At 50.1% G+C, this 10,717-nt stretch carries 12 protein-coding genes and 1 pseudogene; 11 read left to right on the top strand and 2 right to left on the bottom strand.

The window, feature by feature from the left end:
• From L691_RS0116580 to L691_RS0116600, 5 genes and pseudogenes are all read left to right on the top strand, one after another.
• Positions 1-251 (top strand): annotated as a pseudogene (locus L691_RS0116580) (hypothetical protein); the annotation flags it as partial.
• A complete protein-coding gene (locus L691_RS0116585; RefSeq protein ID WP_025691558.1) occupies positions 232-2,706 on the top strand; it encodes an ABC transporter permease in 2,475 nt (824 codons plus the stop codon). The pseudogene L691_RS0116580 and the gene L691_RS0116585, both read left to right, overlap by 20 nt.
• Positions 2,707-2,784: 78 nt before the next feature.
• Positions 2,785-3,471 carry a response regulator transcription factor gene (locus L691_RS0116590; protein ID WP_025691559.1) on the top strand — a complete coding sequence of 229 codons (687 nt, stop codon included), beginning with the start codon at positions 2,785-2,787 and terminating at the stop codon, positions 3,469-3,471.
• Entirely contained in the window at positions 3,468-4,499 is a 1,032-nt protein-coding gene (locus tag L691_RS0116595; RefSeq protein ID WP_025691560.1) for a sensor histidine kinase, read from the top strand. Before L691_RS0116590 ends, L691_RS0116595 begins: the two co-directional genes overlap by 4 nt.
• A gap of 151 nt (positions 4,500-4,650) precedes the next feature.
• Positions 4,651-4,947 (top strand): hypothetical protein, encoded by a 297-nt coding sequence (locus L691_RS0116600; RefSeq protein ID WP_025691561.1) that lies wholly within the window; start codon positions 4,651-4,653, stop codon positions 4,945-4,947.
• A 103-nt stretch (positions 4,948-5,050) separates the two neighbouring features.
• On the opposite strand, the gene L691_RS0116605 is transcribed toward L691_RS0116600, so the two are convergent.
• Together L691_RS0116605 and L691_RS0116610 are read right to left on the bottom strand one after the other, a co-directional pair.
• Complete coding sequence (locus L691_RS0116605) at positions 5,051-5,263, bottom strand: hypothetical protein (protein ID WP_025691562.1); 213 nt, start codon at positions 5,261-5,263, stop codon at positions 5,051-5,053.
• 285 nt (positions 5,264-5,548) lie between these two features.
• The gene (locus L691_RS0116610; protein WP_156934261.1) at positions 5,549-5,860 is read right to left on the bottom strand and encodes a winged helix-turn-helix transcriptional regulator; all 312 of its coding nucleotides are present in this window, start codon (positions 5,858-5,860) and stop codon (positions 5,549-5,551) included.
• A gap of 208 nt (positions 5,861-6,068) precedes the next feature.
• Between L691_RS0116610 and L691_RS29180 the strand changes: the two genes are divergently transcribed.
• From L691_RS29180 to L691_RS0116640, 6 genes are all read left to right on the top strand, one after another.
• Positions 6,069-6,812 (top strand): GTP cyclohydrolase II, encoded by a 744-nt coding sequence (locus tag L691_RS29180; RefSeq protein WP_036737271.1) that lies wholly within the window; start codon positions 6,069-6,071, stop codon positions 6,810-6,812.
• Between the two features lie 123 nt (positions 6,813-6,935).
• Positions 6,936-7,988: an ABC transporter ATP-binding protein gene (locus L691_RS0116620; protein WP_025691564.1), complete on the top strand. Its 1,053-nt coding sequence runs from the start codon at positions 6,936-6,938 to the stop codon at positions 7,986-7,988.
• A gap of 79 nt (positions 7,989-8,067) precedes the next feature.
• Positions 8,068-8,862 (top strand): ABC transporter permease, encoded by a 795-nt coding sequence (locus tag L691_RS0116625; RefSeq protein WP_025691565.1) that lies wholly within the window; start codon positions 8,068-8,070, stop codon positions 8,860-8,862.
• Positions 8,863-8,866: 4 nt separating this feature from the next.
• A complete protein-coding gene (locus tag L691_RS0116630) occupies positions 8,867-9,655 on the top strand; it encodes an ABC transporter permease (RefSeq protein WP_025691566.1) in 789 nt (262 codons plus the stop codon).
• Between the two features lie 338 nt (positions 9,656-9,993).
• Entirely contained in the window at positions 9,994-10,371 is a 378-nt protein-coding gene (locus L691_RS0116635; RefSeq protein ID WP_025691567.1) for a PadR family transcriptional regulator, read from the top strand.
• A 47-nt stretch (positions 10,372-10,418) separates the two neighbouring features.
• The coding region (locus tag L691_RS0116640; RefSeq protein WP_025691568.1) for an FtsW/RodA/SpoVE family cell cycle protein at positions 10,419-10,717 on the top strand (299 nt) is incomplete at its 3' end.

Raw genomic sequence — 10,717 nt, forward strand, 5'->3', positions numbered from 1 at the left:
GGGTCGCCATTGCCAGAGCGCTGGCGGCCAAGCCTTCCTTTGTTCTGGCGGACGAGCCGACAGGGAATCTAGACAGTGCCACGAGCCAGGAAGTGATCGGGCTCTTGAAGGTGACCAGCCGGCAGTTTAATCAGACGATGGTTATGATTACGCATAACGAGGAAATCGCCCTGATGGCTGACCGGGTGATCCGGATCGAGGACGGGCAGATTATGGAAGGAAGGCTCTACCATGTTTCCCAACAACACTAAGACCGCCGTGAACAAGCTGGCAGCCGGGAGCATGCGAATGAGCCGCACAAGAAACCGGTTCATTATTCTGGCCATTATTTTGACGACCTGGCTGATTACCTCTTTTTTTAGCATCGGCATGAGCGTTTCCAAATCATGGGATATGCAGGAGGCCAAGCTCGCCGGAACGATTGCCCAGGCCATATTGTCCGCTCCAACAGAAGATCAGCTGGAGAAGATGAAGGCCCTTGATTATGTCAAGGCGGTCGGACTCCAGGCCGTGCTTGGCGCCGCTGAAGACATTGCAGGTGATCCGGATAGGACCGCCCATTTGGTCTGGTATGATGAGACCGAATGGAACGCTATGCGGAGGCCCGCCATTGACGGATGGAAGGGAACATATCCCGCCGCCGGGAATGAAATCGCCGCTCCGCTGGATCTGCTCCGGCAAATGGGGATCGATAAGCCCAAAATCGGGATGAGCCTTCCTCTAAGCTATACCGTGATTTCTGGCGGTAAGGCGGTGCAGCATAAAGAGACTTTCAAGCTTACTGGCTGGTTCAAGGACTACTCGCAGCTGGGCTCCGGTGACTTGGGCAGTCTGCTTGTATCAGAGCCATTCGTGAAACAGAGCAGAGCCGTGGTCCAAGAGGTAGATGCGGCATCTATTTTATTTACGGACAACAAGGATATTGGGAAATTAATAGAAAACATGCGGCAGGATCTCAAACTCCTGAAAGACCAGGAGCTAAGCCCCGCATCCGGCATATCGTATACGGATAGCGGAAGAACATCGACGCTAATCGGCTATGGCGGCCTGGTTCTGTTCGTAATGCTGAGCGGCTATCTGCTGATTTACAATGTGCTGTACCTGTCGGTGGCGGGCGACACCCGATTCTACGGCCTGCTTAAGACAATCGGTGTCACGCGCCGGCAGATTCGGGTCATGATCCGGAGGCAGGCGCTGCGGCTCGCGCTGATCGGCATTCCAATCGGCTTAATCGCCGGAGCGGCTACTTCGTTTGGTATTGTGCCGCTGGCCTTGAACGCGATTGACATACAGGTTGGCGGAAGCATCTCGTTTCACCCGCTTATTTTTGCCGGAGCGGCGCTGTTCGCCTTGATTACGACTATGGTCAGCTGCATCAAGCCGGCCAGGGTTGCCGGAAAAATCTCGCCAGTGGAAGCGACTAAATACACCGGAATCACTCCTTCATCCAAAGCGAGAATGAACAGCGGCGGCTCGAAGCTGCACCGGATGGCGCTGCGCAACATCTTCAGAGTCAAAAAACGCGCGCTCATCGTATTTTTATCCCTGTTTCTCGGATTAACCACTTTTCTGGTCATTAACACGCTGGTGCTTAGCATGAATCCGGAGCATTTTGTGGACGATTATATGCGGCATGATTTTCAATTGACCCATGAGTCCGGGGGGGATAAACAGGCCGTTACACCCGAGCTACTGGAGAAGATCAAATCGATCCCCGGGGCAAAAGACATTAGAACCACTTATCTCGCGAATACCATGCTGGATTATGATCCGAAGGTGTTCGGAAAATACGTGGATGAATTCAAGGCGCGATATATGGTAGGCGGCTCGGGGGAAGTTGATTTTGCGAAGAGACCCGATATGTTCATGGGGAATGTGATAGGACTTGACCCAGCCGACTTTCGTGAGGCAAATAAGAAGCTGCCGTCTCCCATAAATGAGGAGCGGTTTGAGCGCGGTGAGGTGGCACTGCTGGATGGGGAAATTCCCGCTTTCAAGGCCGGGGACAACTTTACAATGAAGATTGCGGGCGCCGCTAAAAAAACGAAGCTGGAGATCGGCGGTATGGCTACTTTCGATCACCTGGTTACTTTTCGTAATACTGCTCCCAATGTGTATATTAGCCAAACCGCTATAAAGAAAATAATATATGATCCGATCATCTACAAGCTGTCCTTTGATGCGGATCGGAAGGACTGGCCGGTTGTCGCGAAACAGGTCAAAGCGTTGATTGCCGGAAACGGCGATCTGAAACTGGAATCCAAAATCGGCATGATGGATATGATGCAATCGGCCAAGCTGGCGTTCTATATTCTCGGCGGGGGACTTGCGCTGATTCTCGCCCTGATCGGCCTGCTGAATTTCGTCAACATTATGATTACAGGTGTTCTGGCGAGGAAGCCGGAGCTGGCGGTGCTGGAGAGCATCGGGATGACGTCGCGGCAGATTAAAAAGCTGCTGCTTCTTGAGGGAGCCTGGTATGCGTTCATTTCCGTACTGCTAGTCACCACGTTTGGGAATGCGCTCGGCTACGGTGCGTATCGGCTCTTCAGTCAAGAAGCGACGTATGCGGTTTATACGTTCCCGGCCATTCCTTTAGCGGTAGTGATTGTGCTGGTGGCAGCAGTTTGTCTTGTGGCTCCCGTTGCCGCTTTCAGGCGGGTTCGCCGTTCTCCGCTTCCTGAACGTCTGCGTGAAGCCGCCTGATTCCCGGCTGGGAATGCGCGGCATGTCGCAGCAAGGCTCCTGGGAACCTTGTAAACTAAGGGCAGGGGAGTGAACAACATGACTACCATTCTGATCGTAGAAGACGACCGGCTGCTGCTTGAGGGGTTAGCCTATACGCTGGAAAAAGAACAATATGAAGTGCTGGCGGCCGGCTCTTACAGAGAGGGCGCGGCTTATTTTCAATCCCATAGCATCCAGCTTGCCATTCTGGATATCCGTCTGCCCGACGGCAGCGGCACCGATTTGTGCGGGGAGATCCGCCGAAGCTCCCGCATGCCCGTTGTTTTCCTTACAGCCAACGATACGGAGCCGGAAATCGTCGCCGGCTTCGACCTTGGGGCGGACGACTATATTTCCAAACCTTTCAGCATGGAAGTGCTTTTACGGCGCATAAAGGCTGTCTTAAGAAGAACCGGGGAAGATGAAGCCGGTATGGGGCGTTATTTTATTTATAAAGATTTAAAGGTTGATTACGGCAAAATGACGGTCTGGAAAAACGATGAGGAACTAAAGCTGACGACGACAGAATACCGGCTGCTTGCAGCGCTTGCGGAGAACAGCGGGCAGGTCATGACCCGCGAGATGCTTCTGGACCGGCTGTGGGACCAGTCGGGGAATTTTGTCGATGAGAACACGCTCAGCGTCAATATCAAAAGGCTGCGGGACAAGCTGGAGGACGATCCCAAAAACTGCCGGTACATCAAGACGGTTTTCGGCATCGGCTACACATGGGGTGACGGATGAAAAAGAACCCGTTCCAACTCTTTTTATTAAGGTGGGCGGCTATATTTGTATTCGTGACCGTCCTGTTCGTCACACTGCTGTTACGCTTTCGTCCAGAGCCTCTGATCTTAATCGGCGGTTTCGTCTATATTGCTTGCGCCGGTGCGATATGCGCGGGATTCATGTTCTCTGTACGGCGGGAAATGGAAAGCGTTCTTGCGCAGCTCTCGGAAATGATCCAGAGTCTGATTTACAGCCGGGATAAAGAGATATTTTCAGTGACCGAAGATACGCTTCTATCCAAGCTGCAAAGCCAGGTGATTCAATTGACGGGCATCTTGTCCATCCAAAAAGAACGGTACTTGAAAGAAAATAGAGAGATCAAATCCTTGATCTCGGATCTATCTCACCAGCTTAAGACGCCTCTCGCCAATCTATCCATGTACAGCAGTCTGCTCGATGACGCCGGATTGCCCCCGGATAAGCGTCTCGAGTTCAGCAGGCGATCAAAGAGCCAAATCGATAAGCTGGCGTGGCTGATGGACAGCCTGATCCAATTGTCGAGACTGGAATCCGGGATTATATCTATCAAGACGGAAGCGAAAGACCTGGGCAATACGGTGCTTGCTGCGATCAAGCAGGCGTTCCCGGCGGCGGAAAGCAAAAACGTGACCATCGAATGGAAAGGAGGACAACGAATTACGCTTTACCATGACGCTAAATGGACGGCAGAAGCGATCTATAACGTGATTGATAATGCTGTAAAATACACGGAACCGGGCGGAAACATCATCATTACACTCACAGCCTATGATCTGTTTGCCAGAATCGATATCGAGGATAACGGACAGGGTATTCCACCCGAAGAGCTGAATGCCATATTTAGACGTTTCTATCGCGGGTCAAATGTGCGGGATGCGGAAGGTGTCGGTCTCGGACTGTATCTGACCCGTAAAATAATTACCGACCAGGGCGGATACATCAAGACGGCATCCGAACCCGGCCACGGCAGCGTATTCTCGCTGTTTCTACCGCTGGGCCAGAAATAAAGCCGATTTGGGCCGCATTACGTAATAAAGAAGAACCGTCTCCGCCGTCCTCTACATGAGGGCGGTTTTTCTTTTTGTTAGAAAAAGGGTATTGCAATTTCTATAATACCGAGTATAATACTTGGTATAAAGAAAGCGAGGAGAGATAGAAATGTCTGTCGATGATTATCTGGACCTGTATAATTATGCTAAGCAATTAGGCGATGCCCAGTGGCAGGCCGATCTGCTAACTTCCTTAAAGAATTTCAAGAGCATGACAGAAGCGGAAATCCGTGAACAGAGGGTTAGAGAGATGTGGACCCGCTTTGACAATATTAATGCGAATTTGCTGGAATTGTTCGACAAGCTGCGGACCGGCGGGGACGATAATCAGGCGAGAGCCTGGAGAGAACGGGTCTGGGAGCTTAAGCTGGAGAGAATCTCTTTGGCAAAAAGAGCTTCAGGATAAATACATCCATTTGCGTCACTAAATCATAGATAAAGCCTAAAAAGGGCATAAAAAAAGGCATGCAGTTGTCTGCTCTGCCAAGACCGGATTTAATTTTGAACAATTACTTAGACATTGGCATGCTTTCACGCATCATCGTCATGCACATTGTCATCATTTCATCGCAGTCTTGCATTTTCTTCATCATCATATCCATGTTCATGGACCCCATATCCATTTCGGACTTTTTTTCCATGCACATTTTCATGCTTTTCATCTTAGCCATCATGTCTTCCATACACATCGTCATCATCATTTCCATACACATGCTTTCCATAAAAATTCCACTTTTCTATTAAATAGTGTTATTGACTCTTTTAAATTACTATATTTTTCTTGCTTTTTCAATGGAATAGCAGGAGTATCCTCATAAATTTATTGTATAATATGTCATACATATGTATATTCCTACCATTTACATGTCATTAATCCGAATACTTCGACAGTCCTTTCGAGAAGAAAGGGCTGTATTTTTGCGTAAATGGAATGATTTTGCATGAAAAAAGCGCCTTATTCATTTCCCTGAAAGGGAACGGATAAAGCGCTTAGAAGTTCGGGCAATTCACATGGTGGACTCAAGCTCGATCCATTCCGTGGACCAACTGCCGATCTCTTTTAAAATAGGAGCCAGCGCCTCACCTTTCGCAGTCAGCGAATACTCGATCCGTACCGGAATGTCGGGGTATACTGTCCTTTGGATAATGCCCGCGTTCTCCATCTCCTTCAGCCGGTCGGAGAGCACCTTTCCGCTGAGATTGGACAGGCAGCTTTCAATTTCACCAAACCGGCGCGGACCGGAGATCAATACGAATACGATCAGTGCGACCCAACGCTTGCTGAGCAGATCGACCGCTTTTTCAAAGCGGGGACACATTACAAAATCCTTCAATTGCATCACCTCACATTCATTATAACATAAACTTACAATAAGTAATTATTAATATTTATTTATATATTATAACTTGACGAATATATATTACAATGATAAACTTACTTACAAATAGTTACTTAGCGTTTATTAACCCGATACTCTGCTGTGAACGGCGATGGGGATGAAATACGAAATTAAGGAAGGTGCGCTCATGATCAAGCCCGAGATTGTTTCCATACTGAAGAATAAAATTCAAACCATTGAACGAAGCGATTCCGCCAATATTCTGGTCGGGCCGATCACGCTGCCGGTAAATTTAAATGGGGAAACCGTTACGTTTAAGTGGTACAGTTGGCTCCATGTTACCGATGAAGAACGAACCGAGCTCATGGGGGAAGATATGACGGAGAAGCTGATCGGCCGCCTGGCCGGGATGAAGCTCGCCGACAGCCAGCAGTCCAGCGTCCTGGTGTACGGGGATTTTGAAAATGCCGACACGGCGCTGATTCGGATGCACAGCATCTGCCATACAGGGGATATTTTTGGCAGCAAGCGCTGCGACTGCGGCTTCCAGCTTCACCAATCGATGAAGATGATCGTGGAGAACGGCTCCGGTGCTCTATTTTATCTGGCCAATCATGAGGGAAGAGGAATCGGGCTGTTCAGCAAGGCTATGGCTTACCTTCTGCAGGAAGAAGGCTACGATACCGTGGAGGCGAACTTGGAGCTGGGCTTTGAGGATGATTCCAGAAGCTATGCGGACGCCATCAGTGTGCTTCAGCGCCTTCGCAGCAAGCCGGTCACACTGATCACGAACAATCCGAAGAAGCTGATGGCGCTGAAAGCCGCCGGTATGAATGCGGTGAAGCGTGTGCCGCTGTGGGGCGATGTCTCGGTCTTCAATGAGAAGTATTTGCGCACAAAGATGACCCGTTCCGGCCATCTCGGAGCATAGGACGGGGAAATACTGCCGGAAATTTTAGCGAGATAATAAGGAGAATGGTATAAAGGGTGGTGCTTTTTAGCCCGTTCCTATATAATGCTCTTGAATAAACTTAAATGTTTAGCGAGGTATATTATGGCAGCGATTGATGTGCAGGATTTACGAAAAACCTTTAAAGTGCAAAAAAACCGCGGAGGCCTCAAAGGGGCCTTCGTTGATTTGTTTAAGCGGGAATACAGCGAAGTGACCGCAGTCAAGGATATCTCGTTTCAAATCCCGGAGGGTGAAATTTGCGGATATATCGGCGAGAACGGAGCGGGGAAGTCGACTACCATCAAAATGCTGACCGGCATTCTCGTCCCGACATCCGGGCGGCTGACTGTCGGCGGCTATGTGCCCTACGAAGAGCGTGAGAAATTTGTCCGGAACATCGGTGTGGTGTTCGGCCAGCGCAGCCAGCTCTGGTGGGATATCGGAGTGATTGAATCGTTCGAGCTGCTTCGCAAGGTGTACCGTGTCGGAGAGGCGGATTATAAGAAAAGATTGGACGAGCTTGTAGAGAGACTTGAGCTTCAGGATCTGCTGAACCGCCCTGTCCGCAAGCTGAGTCTTGGGCAGCGGATGCGCTGCGAGCTGGTAGCGGCCCTGCTGCATAATCCGTCCATCGTATTCCTTGACGAGCCGACGATTGGGCTTGATATTGTCGTCAAGTCGGAAATCCGGTCTTTTCTCAAGGATATGAACCGTGAACATGGCACGACCATTCTGCTTACAACCCATGACTTGCAGGACATTGAGGCGCTCTGTTCACGGGTCATCATGCTCGATGACGGAAGGATTATTTATGACGGCGGGCTGGATGAACTGAAGGAGCGCTGGGGCACCGGCCGCGAAGTGGCCTTTCAGTTCGGAACTGCCGCGAAGCTTGACCGTCTGGAACAACTGACCTCAGGTATGCCCGTAAAATGGACAGCAGAGAACAATTTGGCTGCCACAGTGTGGATTCCGCTGGAGCTGAATGTGTCGGATGTGCTTGGGCGGGTGGTCGGTCAAGCTGATATCACCGATATTAAGATTATCGAGACGAACACGGATGACATCGTCCGCAGTATTTACCAGTCCGGATCGGCGAATAAGACGGAAGAGGCGATGCTGGCGCTATCTGGGGAAGGAGCCGGGCATGTCTAATCGCACATCCGTTGCAGCGGCTTCGCCGGGAGGCGGATACAAGGGAGACGAGGGGGCTGAACGCGGGCAGCGCAGACTGCTGCTTGAGGCATATTTCGATTTCATCCGCATCCGCTTTTTGACCATGCTGGCGTATCGGCTGAATTATTACACAGGAATTTTGATCTACTCCCTCAATATCGGTGTCAATTATTTTACCTGGAAGGCGATATACGGGCAGGGAGAGTCACTGGGCGGCTTTACGGCAGCGCAGATGACGACCTATGTGGCCGTATCTTGGATGGCCAGAGCTTTCTATTTCAATAATCTCGACAGAGAAATCGCGACGGATATCCGTGACGGAAGCATCGCGATCCAGTTTATCAGGCCATATAACTATGTATTTGCCAAAATGATGCAGGGCCTTGGAGAAGGAATGTTCCGTTTCCTGCTCTTTATGATCCCTGGCATGGCTCTTGCCATGCTGCTGTTTCCGGTTCAGCTTCCACATGATCCGGCGGCGTGGGTCGGCTTTTTGGTCATGCTGTTTTTTAGCTTCCTGATCAATTCGCAGATTAACATCATTACGGGGCTGCTGGCTTTTTTCGTGGAGAATAACGAGGGACTGATGCGGATGAAGCGCGTCGTTGTCGATCTGTTCTCCGGCCTGATCATTCCAATCAGTCTGTTTCCGGGCTGGCTGTCCTCCATCTTGAAGCTGTTGCCGTTTCAGGCGATTACGTATCTGCCGGGTTCTGTCTTTACCGGGCGGGTGCAGGGTGTAGGGATTTGGAACGTGTTTGGCATTCAAATCATTTGGTTTGTGATTCTGCTGATTCCGCTGTTCTGGTTATATCGCGCAGCGCGGCAGCGTCTGTTCGTGCAGGGAGGCTGAGGAAGTGTTGTATCATTTGGGACTGCTGTCCGAATATTTGAAAAATTACATGAAGACCCGGCTCACCTACCGCGCAGATTTTTGGGTAGAGGTTCTCTCGGATCTTCTGTTTCAGGTTACGAATCTGATATTTATTTTCGTTATCTTTATGCATACGAACAGCCTTGCCGGCTGGAGCCAAAACGAGGTGGTCTTTGTTTACGGCTTCTTTATGGTGCCCTGGGGTGTGTTCGCCTGTTTTGTGAATATGTGGAATTTCAGCGAGCGCTATATCGTCAAAGGGGAAATGGACCGTATCCTGACACGTCCCGCCCATAATTTGTTTCAGATTTTTCTGGAAAATGTGGACCCGCCCTCGCTGATCGGCTCTCTGATCGGGCTGCTCATAATGGCAGTCAGCGGCATTAATCTGGGGCTGCCGTTCGAATGGTGGACGGTTCCGGCGTTAATCCTGCTGACAATCAGCGCTACGGCGATTTACACGGGAATCTATACGACTCTGACGGCGCTGTCTTTTTATTCGGATGCGCCCACTGGCATTATTCCGCTGATGTATAACATCCAGTCTTACGGCCGTTATCCGGTGACGATTTATAACCGGGCAATTCAGGTGCTGCTGACCTGGATTCTGCCGTTTGCCTTTGTCGGCGTCTATCCGGCGGGGCTGTTCCTCCAGCGGGAAGAGATGACGCGGATGGCGCTGCTGACGCCGGTCATGGGCGCAATCTTCCTCAGCATCGGCTTGTTTGTCTGGAGCCGGGGAGTGCGGAAATATAAGGGAGCGGGGTCTTGAAGTCCGGGTTTTAGATCATGACGAATCCGCTAGAGCAAGTTGATTCATAGCATTAATCATTATTGTTAATCCCCTTAATTAAATGAGAATAAATCAGGTGGGGAAAGCAATTTAGGTTCTGTATCCGCCAAAAGAGTCGCTCTCCGTGTTGAATGGCAGAGCGGCTCTTTTTCTATGGTTGGCTGTATGAGCGAATCTAATTAACTATATTTTTTACACCAAATTATGCATCGAAGTGTTTCCAATTTTAATGTAATACATAGTATTGCTATGCATAGTAATAATAGGTATGATGGTTAGTGAAATTGTACATTTTATGATGAAAGGAGGAGAGGGCGATTAAACTGAACAAGGAACTCATGAAAGGCAGTACCGGCACTATGCTGCTTACGCTGTTGAACCGCCAGCCGCTGTATGGCTACGAGATGCTTCGGGAATTGGAACGCCGATCTGAAGGGGTATTTTCCCTCAAGGAAGGAACGCTCTATCCCATTCTGCACAGCATGGAAGCCGAGGGATGGGTTGAAGCCTATTGGGAAGCTGTTAACGGCCGGAACCGGAAGTATTACCGGATAACGGACACAGGAAGCAGAGTACTAAAGCAGAAGAAAACAGAGTGGGCCTTGTTCCGTAATGCCGTCGATTCCGTTATAGGAGCGGAATTCAAAAGACAGGCGGAAAGCTCCCAATCAATGGGTGGCGGGCGATTCCGCTGATCGGATTGCCTTGTCTTATTTATTGGCGGGGGAATGTCCTGCCCGAAATGCTTCTTTTTGCAGGAGTGTCCCTTATTCTGTACGCTTGGTTATCCCGCAAATGGGTAAGAGTTGTTCTCTTAGCTCTGGTAGCGGCCGCGGCGGGATTACTGGCTGCATGGAATACGGATAGAATCTCCGCTGCGTTAAATCCGGCAATGTTCGCCGAAGGCGCAGGATATACCCGGTTCAAGATGAGCGAGGCTATCGCTTCCGCCGGATGGTGGGGGCACGGCTTTGGAGCGGCCAATGAACAGCTGTCTTACCTTTTTCTTAAAAGCCGAGAAGACTCCTTCCTCTATAGGGA

It is taken from the genome of Paenibacillus zanthoxyli JH29, from assembly GCF_000520715.1.
GTDB lineage: Bacteria > Bacillota > Bacilli > Paenibacillales > Paenibacillaceae > Paenibacillus_AQ > Paenibacillus_AQ zanthoxyli.

Excerpts from the sequence above, each read along its gene's own strand:
- L691_RS0116605 (WP_025691562.1), bottom strand. The coding sequence starts at position 5,263 with ATGGAAAGCATGTGTATGGAAATGATGATGACGATGTGTATGGAAGAC.
- L691_RS0116620 (WP_025691564.1), top strand. The coding sequence starts at position 6,936 with ATGGCAGCGATTGATGTGCAGGATTTACGAAAAACCTTTAAAGTGCAA.
- L691_RS0116585 (WP_025691558.1), top strand. The coding sequence starts at position 232 with ATGTTTCCCAACAACACTAAGACCGCCGTGAACAAGCTGGCAGCCGGG.
- L691_RS0116590 (WP_025691559.1), top strand. The coding sequence starts at position 2,785 with ATGACTACCATTCTGATCGTAGAAGACGACCGGCTGCTGCTTGAGGGG.
- L691_RS0116610 (WP_156934261.1), bottom strand. The coding sequence starts at position 5,860 with ATGTGTCCCCGCTTTGAAAAAGCGGTCGATCTGCTCAGCAAGCGTTGG.
- L691_RS29180 (WP_036737271.1), top strand. The coding sequence starts at position 6,069 with ATGATCAAGCCCGAGATTGTTTCCATACTGAAGAATAAAATTCAAACC.
- L691_RS0116595 (WP_025691560.1), top strand. The coding sequence starts at position 3,468 with ATGAAAAAGAACCCGTTCCAACTCTTTTTATTAAGGTGGGCGGCTATA.
- L691_RS0116600 (WP_025691561.1), top strand. The coding sequence starts at position 4,651 with ATGTCTGTCGATGATTATCTGGACCTGTATAATTATGCTAAGCAATTA.